Source organism: Priestia sp. GS2 (assembly GCF_036409025.1).
GTDB lineage: Bacteria > Bacillota > Bacilli > Bacillales > Bacillaceae_H > Priestia > Priestia aryabhattai_A.
The window spans coordinates 1,080,357-1,097,453 of the sequence record NZ_JAZGJX010000001.1 but is presented as its reverse complement, the minus strand read 5'-3'; the positions used below and the strand labels follow the sequence as shown (position 1 = coordinate 1,097,453).

The 17,097-nt window shown below is 37.8% G+C and carries 16 protein-coding genes and 1 other annotated feature; of the genes, 4 read left to right on the top strand and 12 right to left on the bottom strand.

The features are described 5' to 3' along the window. The first annotated feature begins 286 nt into the window (after window positions 1-286). Window positions 287-694, top strand: a complete 408-nt coding sequence (locus tag V2145_RS05625) for a carboxymuconolactone decarboxylase family protein (protein ID WP_330987391.1) — start codon at window positions 287-289, stop codon at window positions 692-694. Window positions 695-726: 32 nt separating this feature from the next. On the opposite strand, the gene V2145_RS05620 is transcribed toward V2145_RS05625, so the two are convergent. After that, a complete protein-coding gene (locus V2145_RS05620) occupies window positions 727-1,743 on the bottom strand; it encodes a S66 family peptidase (RefSeq protein WP_330987390.1) in 1,017 nt (338 codons plus the stop codon). Window positions 1,744-1,882: 139 nt separating this feature from the next. Beyond that, window positions 1,883-2,104 (top strand) — a binding site (T-box leader). A 302-nt stretch (window positions 2,105-2,406) separates the two neighbouring features. Here V2145_RS05620 and thrS point away from each other — a divergent pair. Continuing rightward, window positions 2,407-3,603: a threonine--tRNA ligase gene (gene thrS, locus V2145_RS05615; RefSeq protein ID WP_330987389.1), complete on the top strand. Its 1,197-nt coding sequence runs from the start codon at window positions 2,407-2,409 to the stop codon at window positions 3,601-3,603. Between the two features lie 41 nt (window positions 3,604-3,644). On the opposite strand, the gene V2145_RS05610 is transcribed toward thrS, so the two are convergent. Beyond that, window positions 3,645-4,127, bottom strand: a complete 483-nt coding sequence (locus V2145_RS05610) for a GNAT family N-acetyltransferase (protein ID WP_094912125.1) — start codon at window positions 4,125-4,127, stop codon at window positions 3,645-3,647. Window positions 4,128-4,236: 109 nt separating this feature from the next. On the opposite strand from V2145_RS05610, the gene V2145_RS05605 reads away from it, so the two are divergent. Continuing rightward, window positions 4,237-4,482 (top strand): hypothetical protein, encoded by a 246-nt coding sequence (locus V2145_RS05605; protein ID WP_025910872.1) that lies wholly within the window; start codon window positions 4,237-4,239, stop codon window positions 4,480-4,482. A 422-nt stretch (window positions 4,483-4,904) separates the two neighbouring features. On the opposite strand, the gene V2145_RS05600 is transcribed toward V2145_RS05605, so the two are convergent. The 9 genes from V2145_RS05600 to V2145_RS05560 all read right to left on the bottom strand — a co-directional run bounded on the left by V2145_RS05600 (window position 4,905) and on the right by V2145_RS05560 (window position 15,642). Then, window positions 4,905-5,807, bottom strand: coding sequence for an AEC family transporter (locus V2145_RS05600; protein ID WP_330987388.1), 903 nt, complete (start codon window positions 5,805-5,807; stop codon window positions 4,905-4,907). Between the two features lie 71 nt (window positions 5,808-5,878). Continuing rightward, on the bottom strand, window positions 5,879-7,312 hold the full coding sequence (locus V2145_RS05595) for an aldehyde dehydrogenase family protein (RefSeq protein ID WP_311857324.1): 1,434 nt from the start codon (window positions 7,310-7,312) through the stop codon (window positions 5,879-5,881). 24 nt (window positions 7,313-7,336) lie between these two features. Beyond that, window positions 7,337-8,071 carry a GntR family transcriptional regulator gene (locus V2145_RS05590; RefSeq protein ID WP_094912122.1) on the bottom strand — a complete coding sequence of 245 codons (735 nt, stop codon included), beginning with the start codon at window positions 8,069-8,071 and terminating at the stop codon, window positions 7,337-7,339. Window positions 8,072-8,101: 30 nt separating this feature from the next. Continuing rightward, on the bottom strand, window positions 8,102-9,448 hold the full coding sequence (gene sftI, locus V2145_RS05585; protein WP_311857321.1) for a sulfoquinovose isomerase: 1,347 nt from the start codon (window positions 9,446-9,448) through the stop codon (window positions 8,102-8,104). A 131-nt stretch (window positions 9,449-9,579) separates the two neighbouring features. After that, a complete protein-coding gene (locus V2145_RS05580) occupies window positions 9,580-11,613 on the bottom strand; it encodes an alpha-glucosidase (protein ID WP_311857318.1) in 2,034 nt (677 codons plus the stop codon). A 30-nt stretch (window positions 11,614-11,643) separates the two neighbouring features. Continuing rightward, window positions 11,644-13,422: a solute:sodium symporter family transporter gene (locus V2145_RS05575; RefSeq protein ID WP_311857316.1), complete on the bottom strand. Its 1,779-nt coding sequence runs from the start codon at window positions 13,420-13,422 to the stop codon at window positions 11,644-11,646. 36 nt (window positions 13,423-13,458) lie between these two features. Continuing rightward, on the bottom strand, window positions 13,459-14,124 hold the full coding sequence (locus tag V2145_RS05570) for a DUF4867 family protein (protein ID WP_210610365.1): 666 nt from the start codon (window positions 14,122-14,124) through the stop codon (window positions 13,459-13,461). A 98-nt stretch (window positions 14,125-14,222) separates the two neighbouring features. Beyond that, entirely contained in the window at window positions 14,223-14,903 is a 681-nt protein-coding gene (locus V2145_RS05565; RefSeq protein ID WP_094912118.1) for a transaldolase family protein, read from the bottom strand. 175 nt (window positions 14,904-15,078) lie between these two features. Further along, window positions 15,079-15,642 carry a DUF3267 domain-containing protein gene (locus tag V2145_RS05560; protein ID WP_330987387.1) on the bottom strand — a complete coding sequence of 188 codons (564 nt, stop codon included), beginning with the start codon at window positions 15,640-15,642 and terminating at the stop codon, window positions 15,079-15,081. A 117-nt stretch (window positions 15,643-15,759) separates the two neighbouring features. Here V2145_RS05560 and V2145_RS05555 point away from each other — a divergent pair, with 117 nt between their 5' ends. Then, window positions 15,760-15,924: a YvrJ family protein gene (locus V2145_RS05555; RefSeq protein ID WP_205687719.1), complete on the top strand. Its 165-nt coding sequence runs from the start codon at window positions 15,760-15,762 to the stop codon at window positions 15,922-15,924. A gap of 82 nt (window positions 15,925-16,006) precedes the next feature. Here the strand turns inward: V2145_RS05555 and V2145_RS05550 are convergent, their stop codons facing one another. Beyond that, on the bottom strand, window positions 16,007-17,083 hold the full coding sequence (locus V2145_RS05550) for a dipeptide epimerase (protein ID WP_311857307.1): 1,077 nt from the start codon (window positions 17,081-17,083) through the stop codon (window positions 16,007-16,009). Window positions 17,084-17,097 lie beyond the last annotated feature (14 nt).

Below are 17,097 nucleotides of genomic sequence, written 5' to 3'. Positions count from 1 at the left end.
CTTTATACCATTTTCCCTAAAAATCTATCATTTTTTTACAAAAAATGAACCTTTCTACCAACAGGATACTATAACTTTTTAGAAAAAACTAGGAATATATCAAAATAATCTAAATAAATAACCTTTTCGGATAATTTTTACTTTGCGAATAAACTATTTTCAATTGTAATCTTTATATGCTTTTTTTGTTACATATAAAAATTATATGATAAAGATAAATTCCAAATGAAAAGGTTTGTTTTTTTCCGTTACGCTATACTAGAAAAATGAAAGGAGGATGTAAAATATGTCAAGAATTGAACTTTCTAGAGTTGGATTTACGCCTTTTCAACGGCTATTAGGTCATAACGTAGATATCATGAATAAATGGAGTGATTTAGGTGATGAGTTAGAAAAAACTCTTAGTCTATCAACACAGCTAAAGGAAGAAGTAAGGCGCGTATTAGCTGAAAAAAATGGCTGCGCTTATTGTAAAGCAAAAGGTGCGCCAAATTGGAAACAACAAGATGAGAAAACCATGCTGGCGATTGCCTTTACAGACGTTTTTTTAAAAGAAAAAGAAAGCGTTCCTGATACTGCATTTGTTGTTTTAAAAGAAGCTTTTAACGATAAGGAGATTAGCGAGCTTTGTGCCTTTATTTGTTTCACAACCGCTTCACAATATTATGGAGCTATGCTCGACTTACAGCCATAAAAATTAACAGAGGTTGCGTTATGCAACCTCTGTTAGTTTTTAAATGTTTGTTTTATATAACCTTTTCCATTTTTAATTTCAACCTTCGCAAAAGCACCGTTCACAAGCGTAAGCTGAGGCGGCATATGTCCAAAGTCAAGATCATATGCAATAGGTACTTCAAGCTCTTTAAAAAGATCTTCATACACATCTTCACCTGTATAGCCTCCGACTGGATGGTTAGCAGCGCTTCGACCAAAAAGTATGCCGCTACAATAATTAAACCAACCTGCTAGCTTCATTTGAACGAGGGTACGCCTCAGATCTGTGGCTGATAACTCGCAGTTTTCAAAATACCATATAAGCTTTCCACCATGTATAAACTTTTGCTGAAATCTTTTAACATTCCCAAACGGTGTGCCAACTACATGACGGATTACGTCAATACATCCACCAAGTAACCTTCCTTCAATCACAACCTCTTTGTTTCCAACTGTTTTCCACTCGGTAGGTTCGGTTAAATGAAAGACGCAGGGAGATGGATTATTGTGCTGCCATTCTTTTTGAAAATTAGTAGAAGAGTACTGCGTAATGCTCTTTCCTTCTTCAAGTTTTAATACTCGTTCCCACATCTTAGTCGTCTCATCCCAGTACTCGCCTCGCAAATCGACTAAGTTTGGACCATGAGCGGTTGCGATACCGGTTTGAAGTGTCAGAGCAAGCAAGAATAAGCTTGTATCAGAATAGCCTAAAACCCACTTTGGTTTAATCTCTTGAAATGGAAGATGCTCTAAAATCTCAATCAAAAGTTCTCCGCCCCAAGGCGGTATAATCAGATCGACTGCTGAATCTTCTAACAGGCTCATCAATTCGCGAGCTCTCACTTTCGCCGAAGCAGATTTTGCTTTCATTTGCGTCCAAACAGTTTGGTGGCATTGAATCTTGTACCCTCGCTCTTCCATTTTGTCACAAGTTGATCGAAACATATGATGTAAAGCTTCTGGAATACCTGAAGAAGGAGCGGTTACGCCTATCGTTACGGTATGTTTTAAACGTGGAAATTGAATCATGACTTGCACTCCCTTATTTCTCTCTTCCGAATATATTGCTCATCATACCATAATTAACTTTAACTGGGTTATTTTATCTTTATTTTCCTTTTTTTTAAAATCTCTCTTGACTTAAGGAAAATCCATCCATTATAATCATCCGTAAGCATTGATAAGGACATGAATAACTTTTCATTTCTACTCAGAGACTAGGGCCTTTGGCTGCAAGCCCTTTAGAAACAAAGTTGATTTACCACCTTTGAGCTATTGCGGGGAAATGCTTTGCAGACTATCCGTAATCGGGAAATCCGTTATCGTTTTTGAGCACGACGCTTATTTGTCGTGAAATTAGGGTGGTACCACGACCGCACTCGTCCCTTCTTTTGGGATGAGTGCGTTTTTTTATACAATTTTATAGATGGCGTTGATAAGAATACGAATCTTCTTTTACCTTTTATCCAGAGACTGGGGCCTTTGGCTGTGAGCCCTTTAAAAGCAAAGTTGATTTACCATCTTTGAGCTATTGCGGGGAAATGCTTTGCAAACTATCCGTAATCGGGAGATCCGTTATCATTTTTGAGCACGACGCTTATTTGTCGTGAAATTAGGGTGGTACCACGACCGCACTCGTCCCTTCTTTTGGGATGAGTGCGTTTTTTTATTTAATTATTGGGAGGAAAAAACATGAGAAACGCAAAACTTGAAAAACAAAACCATCAGCAGCTAGGAAAAGAGCTTGAACTCTTTTTGACTCTGGAAGAAGCACCCGGCATGCCATTTTTCTTACCAAACGGCATGTCTATTCGAAACGAACTCGTTAACGATTGGAAACAAAAGCATATTCAAGCTGAATATGCGGAGATTCAAACACCCGTTATGATGAAGCAACATTTATGGGAACAATCTGGACACTGGGACCACTATCAAGAAAATATGTATTTTTCAAACGTAGATGAACAGAGCTATGCCCTAAAGCCAATGAACTGCCCCGGTGCAATTTTATTGTTTAACAGCAAACGTAGAAGCTACCGAGAGCTTCCGGTTCGTTATGCTGAACTTGGACTCGTACACAGACATGAACTATCTGGATCTTTAAACGGTTTGTTTCGCGTTCGCTCATTTACGCAGGATGACGCACACTTATTTGTTACGCCTGCTCAAATCGAAGCAGAGCTTAATGGTGTCTTGAAGCTAGTTCATGAATTTTATGAACAGTTCGACTTTGAATATAAAGTTGAACTTTCAACACGCCCTGAAAAATACATGGGAGATTTAAGCATGTGGGAACAAGCGGAAGCGTCTCTTGAAAATGTCTTAAAAGCACGAGGATTAGCTTACGAAATTAATAGAGGAGACGGAGCGTTCTACGGACCTAAAATTGATTTTCATATTTTAGACTCCCTTGGCCGAAGCTGGCAGTGTGGAACAGTTCAACTCGATTTTCAAATGCCTGAAAAATTTGACTGCACATATATCGGAGAAGATAACACCCCTCATCGCCCAGTAATGATTCATCGCGCAGTTTACGGTTCAATCGAACGATTTATGGGTATTTTAATCGAGCATTACGGTGGAGACTTCCCTCTTTGGCTTGCACCTGTTCAAGTGAAAATTCTGCCGATTGCTGATGCTCATATAGACTACGCAAATGAAGTTGCACAGCGCTTACGTCAGCATGGAAGACGGGTTGAAGTTGATAGCCGAAAAGAAAAGATTGGCCTTAAAATTAGGGAAGCCACGCTAAGAAAAGCTCCTTATATCGTAATTATTGGCGATCAAGAAGTAGCGAATAGCAGCCTTGCTATTCGAAAACGCACGGATAATAGTCAGCACTCCCTAAAATTTGATGATTTTTTACTGGAGCTTGCACAAAATAGATAAAATAAAAGCGCTCAATATAACCATACTGAGCGCTTCCTTTTTTAAAACAACAGTTCCATCTGACGACTTTTAGTAGTAAATCCTATATTTTCATAAAATTGAATCGCGCGATCATTGAATTCTAATACGTTTAGTTCAATAGCATCTACTGACTTTTCTCTGCCGTATTTAACGATTTCATTCATTAATAGCTTACCAATTCCTTTGCTTTGATGATCCTCACTAATACCGATGCTTCGAATGAATAAAGTGCACCGGTTTTTTAAAATGGGATTAGTATCTCCTGCCTTTTTAAAATCAAGGATCACATATCCAACGACAGACTTCTCTGTATCTCGTACGACTAGTAATTCTGTTTCAGCCGATTCAAGCCATTTTTGATATTCACCACGGGACAAGGTTGAATCCTTCTTTTCATATAAATCAGGCCTTCCTTTAATATGAAGCTTCTGCACTTGATTTTTCAGCTCTGAAAATGATAAAAAATCACTTTCAACTGCCTTTGTTACCGAATATGAATTCATAGCTTTTTCTCCTTTATGTTTTTTTAAAAATAATCTACCTAAACAAGATTACTGCCCAAACGTTTTGTAGGCTGTTGCATATACTTCTAAAGAAAAAGGAGGTATTGTTATGTATCAAAACCAACACGTATACACTGAGCACGATTTTCGCAGACCTTATGGCAGACCAGGCGGCTTCGGTCGTCCATTTGGCAGACCATTCGGACGTCCTTTCGGAGGACCATTTATCTTTGGAGCTCCGTTCTTAGGGGGATTAGCTGGAGGATTACTTGCTAGCTCTCTTTACGGTGGCGGCTTCGGCCCATACCCTTATCCACCATACCCTTACTATCCACCATATGGTTACTATTATTAAGAAGACATGGCTTATGCCATGTCTTTTTTACCTATTAGTAAACCTATACTCTTAAAAGATTTATACTTATAAAAAGCGGAATAGTAGCTAACAAATCGGAAAAAAATAAAGTAAATAATTGATTCATCAATCATCCCCCTATAATTTTCCACTATGAATATAGTAACATATAAGTAAACTGTTGTTAGTGCATCGAATCTTAATGATCTAAATAAGTCGTATATTCTCTCATTAAAAATGAAACACCCGTCACAAATGAAATTAAAAAACAAACTCCGGTTACATAGTGCGAAAAACCATAGAGTAAATACATGAAAAGAAAAACGATAAATGTAAGTATGAAAAGCCACTTAACGTATTTTTTGATTACATAGGACTGTTGCTTCTGCATATTATCTATCCTTTCAGCTTTTAACTTATATCTACAGTACAATCCAAAACACAATGGGTAACGTCACTAAGCTTAAAGACGTGCTGAATAGTGTAGCAACCGAGACAAACTCCGGTTCCGTGTCGAATTGCATGGCATACATCGTTGTATTGGCAGCTGTAGGCATAGCAGCCATGATAATCATAATTTGCTTTGTCACGTCATCAACCGGGAGAAACAACGTTAAAACGTATGCAATAACCGGGGAAATAGCTAGCTTAATAGCAAGGGAGAAAGATAGTTTCTTCTTGGCTAAATTTCGAACGGATATAGTAGCAAGCTGCATTCCCAGCACAACCATAATTGTCGGGATAGCGGCATTAGCAACTAAATCAACTGCTTGATAAACTGGCTTACTAAGTTCTATATGTAAGAGCTGAAACATTACTCCAACAATTGCACCATATATAATTGGCATTCGCTTAACCGCACGCAGTGACTCTTTTATTCCACTTGTCCCTTTCCCTCCTTTAGCAGCATAATATACACCAATTGTACACATCACGAGCTGCTGAATAACCATCAGTATAATAGCCGACTCAAGCCCCGTTGCGCCAAAAAGTAATAATACAACCGGCGTGCCGTAATTTCCATTATTCATAAAAGCAGAAGCTAGAATCATTCCACACGTTTGTGAGTTTGTGTAGCGATTTATCCACGATAAGATAAATACCACGCTAATGAGTAGGAAACAAAGGCCAAACGTATATAAAATAAAATACACATACTCTTGGTTAAACACAGTCGTATAAAAGGTTCGGAACACTAAAACAGGAGACATTAAGTATAAAGCCATTGTGGAAATGGATTTCGTATCAAATCCAATCCGCTTTTGTCCAATAAATCCAAGCGCAAATATTCCAAATATCGGGATTAATACAAATAAAAATTCCATTGTTTGCACCTTCACTATTATGTTTTTATACAGAAGTAGAGGCCTTGTTTATACATAGGCCTCTGCTGTTATTATAGATTTAAAACGATGATACGCTCTTCCGTCATTTCTTCTATTGCGTATTTTGGTCCTTCTTTACCACTACCGCTGTTTTTCACACCACCATACGGCATATGATCCACTCGGTAAGCTGAAGCATCGTTAACAATTAAACCACCAACTTCAATTTCACGAGCAGCTTTCATCGCAAAGCTTAAATCGTTTGTAAATAAGCCTGCTTGAAGACCATATTCTGAATCATTCACTCTAGCAATTACTTCATCAATTTCAGTATATGTCGCAACAGCAACCACAGGGCCAAATATTTCTTGACGGCAAACCTTCATATCATCCTTTACGTTAGTTAAAACCGTTGGTAAATAAAAGGAACCGCTTGCTTTTCCGCCTATTTCAACAGTTGCCCCTTGACTCTTTGCTTCTTGAACCCAAGCGTCGACTCTCTCAACTTCTTTTAAGCGAATCATCGGGCCGATATCAGTTTCTTCGCTCATTGGATTTCCTACAATTAACTTTGCTGTTTTTTCTTTAAGCTTTTCAATAAATGCTGTATAAACGGCTTCATGTACATACACGCGCTGCACAGAAATACACACTTGACCTGCATTATTAAAGCTTTTCTGAGAAATTAGAGAAGCAGCTTGTTCTATATTAGCATCGCTATGAACAACCGTTGCTGAATTGTTTCCTAGTTCCAGCGCCACTTTTCGCAGACCTGCTTTTGAGCGAATGAACTCTCCAACGCGGGGACTACCAGTAAAAGTGAACATATTAACGTCTGGATTATCTAATAGCCATGTACCAATTTGTTCACCATCTCCGGTTACAACTTGTAAGCGTCCTGTAGGTAATCCTGCTTCCTCAAATAAAGCTGCTAACTTTAATGCACAAATAGGGGTTACCTCAGCAGGTTTTAGTACAACAGTATTTCCAGCTGCTAGTGCTGGTCCAATCTTATGACACACCAAATTGAGCGGTACGTTAAACGGTGTAATCGCAGCGATAACGCCAACCGGCACGCGAACCGTAAATGCCATTCGATTTTCAGAGCCAGCTGCGGATTCAACAGGAACTCCATCTCCATGAATACGCTTAGCTTCTTCAGCAGATAGCTGCAGTGTTTGAGCAGCACGTTCTACTTCGCCTCTTGATTCACGAATTGGTTTACCGACCTCCATCGCTAATATTTGTGCAAATTCTTCTTTTCTGGCTACTAACAATTCAGCCACCTTCATTAATACTTCGTATCGCGCATATGGTGAAAATGAGGTTTCAAGTGCTTTCTTCGCTCCCTGAACAGCTTGATTAACGTGATGTTTTTCGGCAACTGCTATTCTTGCAGCTGTTTCTTGCGTATATTTATCAAGAACATCCATTTCTTTTTTAGTCTCAATCCATTCTCCATCTACATATAACCCATATTGCTTTACGCTTGCCGTATTTACCATGTCTCCCACTCCCCAAAATGTTTGTTATCTCGTTAATTCAATATCATAATGGTACTTGTCACTACGAAACTTTGTAGTTGTAAACTCAATAGGCTTATCATCAAAACCAAAGCTCAACCTTGTCATTTCCAAGAGAGATTCTCCCGCTCTAATACCTAATAAATCTGCTTCATAAATGGTAGCATTCATTGCAGATATCTTTTCTTTTGCACGTTTTAATAAAATCCCTTCACTTTCTAAGACTTCATAAAATTTAGCTCTATTTAAATCCTCTTTATTTAAAATTTTTCCGATATGAACCGGCCAACAAGATCTTTCAATCGCAATTGGCACTTCATCAGCAAACCGTACGCGCTCAATGACTAGAATTTCTTCATCATCAGCTATCCCCAACTTTGTTTTTTCATAATAAAGATCTTTTTTAAATTCTGCTCGAATTAACTTTGATTCAGGCGTTAACCCTCTTTCAATTGCTTCTTCTGCAAATCCTTTCAACTTACCTAAGCTTCCCCCTATTAATGGCTGTGTTTTGACAATCGTTCCTTTCCCCTGCTTTTTCTCCAGCAGACCGTCTTGCACAAGCATTGTGATTGCTTGACGTAAGGTTGTACGACTAACTTCAAACTCTTCCATCAATTCTTGTTCAGTTGGAATTAGTGTATTAGGAGGCCATACTTTCTCTTGAATACGCTTTACAAGAATATCTTTAACCTGCAAATATAGCGCAATGTTTTTGGTAGGATCTATAATTGCTTTCACTTTCTTTTATCACCCTTTTCTTATAAACTTTTAACATCCAGTATATAAATTGGTTTGGATGTTTAAAATTCTTCCTAACTCTTTAAGTTCATCTACTACGTCACCGTATACTAATGCAAAATGTGGCTCGTAACCTGCATGCATTAAATCATATAAAGTCTCCGTTACATCCGTAGCTAATTCTACTTCAACTGACGTACCGGTAAAAGGCTGTTCAACGTCAAGCGCCGTTCCTTTCATAATTAATAAACGATAACCGTCTGGTGTATGACTTACTCGGAACATCGTTACTTCTCCAGCTTTTAACCCAAAGTCCATTGCCAAGCCAATCTTTCTGTTAGGATGAACACCAGCTGTAGCTCCAGTATCTGGACGAGCTAACGAATAAGCACCAGCTCCACAGTGCCAAAATACAGCTGAATTTTTCTCTTCATCAATGTGAACTAAGTCTCCCAAATATGGAGCGTTTCCGTTTGCTAATTCTCTTAAGATAAACATGGAAATTGATCCATGAATATCAGATTCGCATGATGTTACCATTCCATCCTCTGTGAACTGAGACAGAGTTGAGCACGGTGCTGCTCCTAGATCATTGAAAAAATCTGGCCAACATCGCATAGCAAGTGATGTAAAACCTTCCTTCTCAATCTCTCGTTTTATATAAGTAGAAAATTGAGCAAACTTTTGCACGGTTTCATCATCGCGCTGCAGCCCTATTACTTGTTGTTCAGCACGATCTACTTCTCCACCCCATTCTGACTTTGGAATATGAATACATTCTTTAAATGCTTTTTGCAAATCTACTTTTTTTAAGGTAACACCAAATGCTTGATGCAGTTCATCTTCATCGGCTTGAGAGAAGAAGAATCCAGGTGGATAATCTCCGACTACTCCAACCTTCATATCTTTTAATGATTGAATGACACGCATTACGCTAAGCTGTTTAGTTAACTTGCGCTGCAGCTGTTCTTCATCAGGGTTGCCAAATACAAATGAGAATGGATGGTTATGATTTCTAAGTACGTTACTTGTACTATTGCCACCTGTTAACGAGTTTAGTCGCAAGCGACCGCCAACACTTGGTTCTCGAACAGACCATACCACAACAGGATTTGTAAAATATTCAAGCGTTTTCACCATAAACTCTCCATCGGCAAACGTTACGCTTTGATATAGTAAAGTATCAATTGACTCATGACGAATTAATTGTAGAAAGTCTTCTAACTCTTCTACAGATGTAAGAATTTCATTTGGTGCTATAACTTTGGCACAAGATGCTTGCAGCCAATTTTCACTTTGCTTGCGATATTGTTCTGCCACTTCAATATCAAATGTTTTTCTCCCGATTGGCAAATATAAAACAGATGTATTTAACATAAACTTTTCCCCTTTATTCCTTGTTTCTCTCATTCATAATAATGATTATATCATACATCACTACCTTTTAGTGATCTTTTTTAACTAAACAGAAAAAACTGCTGAAGAAACCGGCAGTTTTTTCTGTTTTTTTACAGAGTAGAAATTTTTTCAAATAAAGCTTTCCATTCTGAACTTTTACGATAAAAAACTGGTGGATAACCGATAGGTGCTTCAACTGAAACTTCTCCACCTTGATACTCCTTACCACTCCACAGATGAACCCAGTCATCCTCTGGTAGATACACATCCCATTTTGTCTGTAACTCTTGGTGTACAGGTGCTACTAATAGATCCTGACCATACAAATATTGATACTGAATATCATAAGCTTTCTGATCTTGTTCATAATGCATAAACAGTGGGCGCTGTACAGGTATACCGCGATCAGCATTTTCTTTTACAAGTGTCTTTGTATACGGTGCCAATGTTGTATATACAGTCGTCATTTTTGCTAAGTGTTCTAACGTTTCATCATCTCCGTCGAATTGGAAGCAATCATCGGGACGATTTCCTTCATGAGTTCGCATAAAAGGTGTAAACGCTGCCATCTCAGTCCATCTTAACAGCAGTTCCTTTGAACGCTTATTTCCATGAAGACTTGTATAACCACCAATGTCACTATGGTGTAATCCACATCCTGTCATACCAGATGACAGTGCTGCTGGTATCACAGAAGCTAATCCGTCGTCCAGAGACCAGTCAACACTTTGATCTCCTCCCCACAGGAGCGTACAATATTTTTGAATACCCGTATAGCCAGCTCGCATAAAATAAACGACTTCTCCAAGTTTACCTGCTTCAGAAACGGCTTCATAATTTGTTTTTGCCCAAAGTGTTGGCCACGCGTTGTGCATTTTTTTCGCATCTTCCTTATTTTTAAGCACTACATCTGTTGGCAAATACTCTCCGAAATCAGCCATCCAACCATCTAACCCAAACTCAATCATATTTGTTTGAATAACCTTTTTATACCACTCAGTCGCTTCTTCATTGGTGAAATCAACGACACCACAGTAAAACTCTCCAAAGTCTACTAAGTACGTTTCACCAGCTTCGTTTAATGCTAAATACCCTTTCTCATTTGCCTCCTTATATAACTGTCCCTCAACCGCTACGTAAGGATTAATATAGCCTAAAAAGCGTATGCCTTTTTGTTTCCATTCTACTATTTTTTGATCTAGTTTCGGATATTCATCTTGATTCCATTCCCAGTTCCACATTAGTCGCTTACCAAAAGACGTAATGCGTTTACCTTGCCAGTCCTGACACCATACCCCAGCAACTTTAACACCTTTCTCTAACGCTTTGTTTAGCTTTTCTTCAACAACTTCCGTTCCACCTTGAATGCCTAAAGTTACGCCATTATATACCCAATCAGGAAGCTCAGGCTGACGACCGAAAACTGCCGTCATCTTTTCAACTAGCTCCAAATACGTATCTGCCGTCTCAAATAATACGTATTGAGGAATTTCCCATATCTGAAGCTCATGAAAATTTGGATTACGAAAATCAAAATCTGCGTACGCAGTTGTTTCTACATGGCAATAGTACTTTTTCGTAGAAACGAATGTAGGTTGAGGGTAATTAGTATTGTAATAATCCCCTCCGGCTTTATCTTTAACATCAGCTTGCCACGTCGTATACGTTTTTTTATTGCGCCCTACACCAGGTTCAGAAGTCCAAAGTGGAAAGTTTTTACCTCTCATATTAAAATGTGAAAGCTGCTCTCCGCACCCGTATACTTTTTCTAATTTATCAGCTGCAACTCGAAGCCAAAAGCGATTGATCGATTCGTCTAGTTGCGTATACTCTAACTTTAAACGCCCTTCTTCTTCTGTGATACCAACAAGAAGAATCGGATCTTCACCTTTAAATGTAGAGAATTGAATTGTATAACCACTATCAGTTGGAGTAATTGCAGCGCACTTTAAGCCCATGCGTTCAACCAGGTAGTCTTGTATATTGAAATTGCCTCGATACATTTCAATGTTTTCTTCCCCAACTCCAACAAATATACTAGGTTTTTCAACTGTGTGTTTTATAAAAAGTTGATTGTTAAAAAACAGCTCAAATCCGTTATCAATTTCCTTTAAATAAATCCCTGTCATTGTTGTCTTTAACATATAGCCGTTCTCCTTTACCTTACATTTTTATTAAGCGGGAAACTGCTTATTATCTGTCTTAACAGTTGTATTTTTTTCTACATATTGTCCATACTTTTTATTCCATCTCGTCAAAGAGACATAGCCCAAAATAGCGGTAACCACAAACAATCCTAAAAGTGCTGGCCAGAAATACGGAGAAACCACGCCACCTGCATAGGCTAAGCCGATTGGTGAAAAGACAATGTAAAATGCAAACATTAAACCAAGTAATACGATTGAGACAAGCAGTGAATATTTCCACGGCTTCATATCTACTTTTGGTCTAGGAATGAAGTTCCATGCTTCTTTTCTTGGTGAAATCTTTCCAATAATCAACATCATCGCTACTTCGGTAAAGAAAAGAATAGCGTAAACATGAATAAAGTTAATATCTACTTTAAATCCAAATAAATGATTGGTTCCCCATAAAAGCATGTAGTATGTAACAACATGAAAACCAATCGCGACTTTTGCAGCAACTGCTGGCACACGCTTTGCAAAGATACCGACTAATACAATGGCAATCACAGGAATATTAAAGAATCCTGTAAAGCGACGAATTAACTCCCATAGTCCATCCGGAGCAAACATTAGTAGCGGGGAAATAAAGAAACTAACAAGCGCTAGCACGGCCCCGAACCATTTACTTAAACTAAGTAACTTTTGATCCGTTACGTTTGGACGAAGCGGTTTATACACGTCTAAAGCAAACATCGTAGCTGCTGAGTTAATAAGAGCATTAAAGGTACTAAATACTGCTCCCAGCAGCACCACTAAAAAGAATCCCTGTAAATACCAAGGTAAAATATTAGATACTAAAGTAGGAAAAGCCAAGTCTACAGGATTCATGTCCCCTCCATATAAGTGGAAGGCAATAATTCCTGGAATCATCATAAAGACTGGAACTAACAGTTTAAAGAAGCCTGTATATAATACTCCTTTTTGTCCCTCAGCTAGATTAGCCGCTCCAAGGGTACGCTGAATTGCATACTGATTGGTTCCCCAATAAAATAGGTTTGCCCAAATCATTCCTGTAAAAATTGTTAAAAAAGGCACAGAATCTGTACTAGATCCAACTGCATTCATCTTTTCTGGATGTACAGTTGTAATGGTCTTAAGCCCCGCACCGATACTTCCATCGCCCAATTGAAACAATCCGATTAAAGGAATAATGGAACAAACGATGATTAAACCGATTCCAATAAACGTATCGGAAACCGCAATGGCTTTCATTCCTCCGAAAATAGCAAAGAATGCGCCAATAATCCCAATAGTCCAAACCATTAACCAAACAGATTGGATATAAGAAATTCCTAATAAACTCGGAATATCAAACAGTTTCATCAGGGCTAATGCACCTGAATATAAAGTAGAAGGAATCGTAACAAGGACGTACCCTAACATAAATAGTAAAACAGCTAAACGTCTTACGCCTTCATCATAACGATCTCTCAAAAACTGTGGTAGTGTTGTAAATGCTCCACCTAAATAGCGAGGTAGTAAGATAAGCGTCATAATAACAATTGCAATAACCGCTGTTACTTCCCAAGCCATATTTGTCATGTTCGCTGCATACGATTGACCATTTAACCCAATCATTTGCTCTGCAGATAAATTCGTTAAAATTAAAGCTCCAGCAATAAATCCACCGGACAAGCCACGCCCCGCTAAAAAGTATCCTTCCGTTGTGGTGTTTGTACCCTTTGTCTTTTTATACGTCCACCAACCGAGTAGTGCCATAAACACTAAACAGGACAGAAGTGTAAATAATGGACTTTGATTTTGCACGTTTTATTCCCCCTACACCAATATTTGCTTTAATATTCAGTAATTAACTTGTATATTATCACCTTTTATTCCAGGGTGTGCACCTTTATCAATGAGTATTTTACGATCTGGATGAGCTAAAAGCCATTTATTCTTCATAAAAAGCAGCTGATCACTTTCGCTATCCACTCCACCAGCTAAAGGTTCGTTCGTTCCTTTTGGCAAAATAACAATCGTTTTAAACCCTTCATCTGTTACTTTACATGGAGCAAAATGAAGCGTTGTACCATATAGCTCTACAGCAGTCCCTTCCGGAATAAAGAAAGCGTCTACATTTTTAGAGTCATATAACCCTTCTGAAATATCTTGCACCTTCCCTAGCAACAAAACCATATCGGTTACAGCAAAATTAATTTCATTACCTTGATGATACTCCAGCCCGTTTAAAGAAGTATTTAAACCATTACAGTAACCAATTTGGATAGGCATCTGACCATATGAATTTGCTTCAATCTGCTTCTTTAATGATTTTTCTTCCATTATACTGTCTGAAGCTACGTATATATTTCCCTCGCTAGGAATTTGTATCTCTTCCATATAAGCCTTTATTTCATCAAAATTATAGTCTGTGATAACCTTCCCATAATTCTTAAATTGTTTTTCTTCTACATGATAAAAAGATAGGTGTGAATTCAGGCTTTTTAACTGCTCAAACTTAGACATCAACAATCGCTTCCTTTGTTGTAAAATGCTTATCTAAAAAGCTCCTCTAAGGATTATTGATAATGCTACTAAGAGGAGCTTTCTATTTATCTAGTATATTACTTTAAAACCGTTTGTTCGGTAATTGTATTATCCCATGCTTTTCTAAATTTATCTAACCCATAATCTGTAAATGGATGATAGAAGCTTTCTTTATACACATCAAACCCACATGTCACAATATGAGCACCTGCTTTTGCCGCATCTGCAATTTGCTTACCGTTTCGTAACGCCGCTACGATAACTTCTGTTTCGTAATTATAGTTTTGATAGATTTTAATAATATCTTGAATGTAAGCTGTCGCATCGTCTCCACTATTTTCTTTCCAGCCTACAAAAGGAGAAACGAATTTGGCACCAACTCTAGCCGGTTGCAATGCCTGAGATGGAGAAAAGACAAGCGTAACGTTAGTTGATATTCCGTCTTTTTCAAGTTCTTTTGCCGCAATCAATCCAGGCTCTGTGCATGGAATTTTAATAATAAAGTTTGGTGAAAGTTGAGCAATTTTTCTACCTTCATGAACCATCTCTTTCGCATCATCTAGATGTGGATTGATCTCTGCTGAAATTGGAAAATTTGCAACGCCTTCAAACTCTTTTGCTAGCTCATCTAACACTGTTAAAAATGGTTTACCGCTATTCATTATGTGCCGTGGATTAGTTGTCACTCCATCAATTGCCCAATTCTCATAAGCATATGTAATTTCATTTAAGATTGCACTGTCTAAAAAATATTTCATTTTTTCCATCCCCTTGTTTATTATAATTATTTACTAAACATCATAACATAGGTATCTTTTTCTAAAAGTAATTACCTTTGTTTATAATAATATGAAAACGCATCCAAAATTTCAAGTCTTTTTTTGAAATTTTTTTATACAAAAAGCACATGAAGAAATTCATGCGCTTTTTAATCTATGTATTGATGTTTTTATTTTCATTCATTTCATTACAAAAATAAACCGTACAACCAATATTATCTTTATGATCTTTTACCAGCGTATCTTTAGAAAATGAGCGAATCGAACGATAAATAAGCCAATCTCCAGCACCACCCCCAACTAATAATGTTGAGATTGCTACAAGCATGCCGTTGCCAACTACCAATCCGATAATGAGCGGAACAAATCCTGTAAGAAGTACAGGTAACAACAGTGCCATGCGAAAAGCACGCATAGGAATGGCAACTTTACAGTGTGCGTAACAAATCATATATTTCCAAATAAAACCAAACTTTAAATCTGATAACTTTACCTTTCCAAACCACAAAAAACCAATTCCATGAAGCAATTCATGAAGAAAAATCAATAAAAAATAAAAACCGATAAACTTAAAAAAGAACATTAAAGTAATGGTAAATTCTAATCCCCAAAGCCATGTGTAAACAATCGTACTAAGCAATACAACCCCCAATGTGTAATAAGATGCTTTTCTATTAACATCTTTGGGATCTAAAAAAATGGAAACTTCTTGCTCCAAGGAAAATCTTCCCCCTTTCCATTTAACAACAATAAAAACGTATATAAGAACTTATTTTCAGCATAATGAACCCTTTGTGAAAGACTGCATATGATATAGCAAGTCCATATTAAGGAGGTGCCTCTAATCGAAAGCTGGTTAAATGTTATCGCCAATGTGGGTTTTCCAATTGCGGTCGCCTTTTATTTGCTCATTCGCTTTGAGAAAAAAATTGATGACTTGACCAAAACTATCAACCATATTGCAACTATCATCGAGGAGAAAAAAAAAGACGCGCAGTAAAAACGTACAAGCTTATATTTTCAAACATTCAGCAAAAAAGACAACAATGCCAACTAGATTATGCTATTAGCTGGCACTTTTTTTAGTTTCCTTGTAAAGTAGATTGCATAGCTCCCACTCCTGGAAGTGAAGATAAGATGACTTGGTCCCCTTGATAACTTAACACATCCAGATCGCTATCTAACCACAAGGGAGCATCTAAATCAAAGTACTGAACATTTGGATGTGCTGCTGCAAAGTGTGCTGCCGCCCCTACAGAAAAACAAGGTTCCATCATGCTACCAATCATACAACTCACACCGTTTGCTTCTGCAATACTCGCAATTTTCCATGCTTCGTTTATTCCACCGCACTTCATAAGCTTAATATTTAATAAATCTACATAGCGCCCTGCGACAAGCTTTAACGCGTCCTTTACCGAAAACAAGCTTTCATCTGCCATAATAAGTGTAGAAACCCGATTAGTTACAAACTTTAGGCCATCTAAATCATAGGAAGGAACTGGCTGTTCAATAAACTCAATGTTAAAGTTTCTATTTTCCATCTCATGAATAATCTGCACTGCTTGTTTCGCACGCCAACCTTGATTTGCATCTAAACGAAGCTTTATGTATGAAGGAATAGCTTCGTGAATTTTCTGTATGCGTTCAATATCTAACTCTGGATTCGCCCCAACCTTTATTTTAAGCACTTGAAAGCCGTCAGCTACGGCTAATTTAGCAGCTTTCGTCATCTTCTCTGGAGTGTCCACACCAATGGTCATACAGGTAGAAAGTGTTTTTTTACCCCCTAAGTAAGTATGAAGCGGAACTTCTATCAATCTACTATATGCGTCGTGAAGAGCAATATCAGCAGCAGCTTTAGCACTAGTATTTCCTATACAGCAAGACTGTACGCTTTGAAGTAACAGTTGAAATTCTTTAACATCTCTTCCAATTATCGCAGCTTTAATAGGCCCTTTAAGAGCTGCTAAAATGCTCTCTAACGAATCACCTGTAATCACATACGTTGGGGCAGCCGCTCCTCTACCCGTTATTCCATTTTCTAACGTAATAATCACTTCAACGCTTTCAATTTCTGTTGCTGTTCGGAGCGCTGTTTTAAATGGTACTTTTAACGGAATAGTTTCATGCTTTACTTCAAGGTTTTTAATAATCATTTGGCACACTCCCA

Bases quoted from the DNA above. Each gene is read 5' to 3' on its own strand.
- V2145_RS05625 (WP_330987391.1), top strand. From the start codon at position 287: ATGTCAAGAATTGAACTTTCTAGAGTTGGATTTACGCCTTTTCAACGG.
- V2145_RS05620 (WP_330987390.1), bottom strand. From the start codon at position 1,743: ATGATTCAATTTCCACGTTTAAAACATACCGTAACGATAGGCGTAACC.
- thrS (WP_330987389.1), top strand. From the start codon at position 2,407: ATGAGAAACGCAAAACTTGAAAAACAAAACCATCAGCAGCTAGGAAAA.
- V2145_RS05610 (WP_094912125.1), bottom strand. From the start codon at position 4,127: ATGAATTCATATTCGGTAACAAAGGCAGTTGAAAGTGATTTTTTATCA.
- V2145_RS05605 (WP_025910872.1), top strand. From the start codon at position 4,237: ATGTATCAAAACCAACACGTATACACTGAGCACGATTTTCGCAGACCT.
- V2145_RS05600 (WP_330987388.1), bottom strand. From the start codon at position 5,807: ATGGAATTTTTATTTGTATTAATCCCGATATTTGGAATATTTGCGCTT.
- V2145_RS05595 (WP_311857324.1), bottom strand. From the start codon at position 7,312: ATGGTAAATACGGCAAGCGTAAAGCAATATGGGTTATATGTAGATGGA.
- sftI (WP_311857321.1), bottom strand. From the start codon at position 9,448: ATGTTAAATACATCTGTTTTATATTTGCCAATCGGGAGAAAAACATTT.
- V2145_RS05580 (WP_311857318.1), bottom strand. From the start codon at position 11,613: ATGTTAAAGACAACAATGACAGGGATTTATTTAAAGGAAATTGATAAC.
- V2145_RS05570 (WP_210610365.1), bottom strand. From the start codon at position 14,124: ATGTCTAAGTTTGAGCAGTTAAAAAGCCTGAATTCACACCTATCTTTT.
- V2145_RS05565 (WP_094912118.1), bottom strand. From the start codon at position 14,903: ATGAAATATTTTTTAGACAGTGCAATCTTAAATGAAATTACATATGCT.
- V2145_RS05550 (WP_311857307.1), bottom strand. From the start codon at position 17,083: ATGATTATTAAAAACCTTGAAGTAAAGCATGAAACTATTCCGTTAAAA.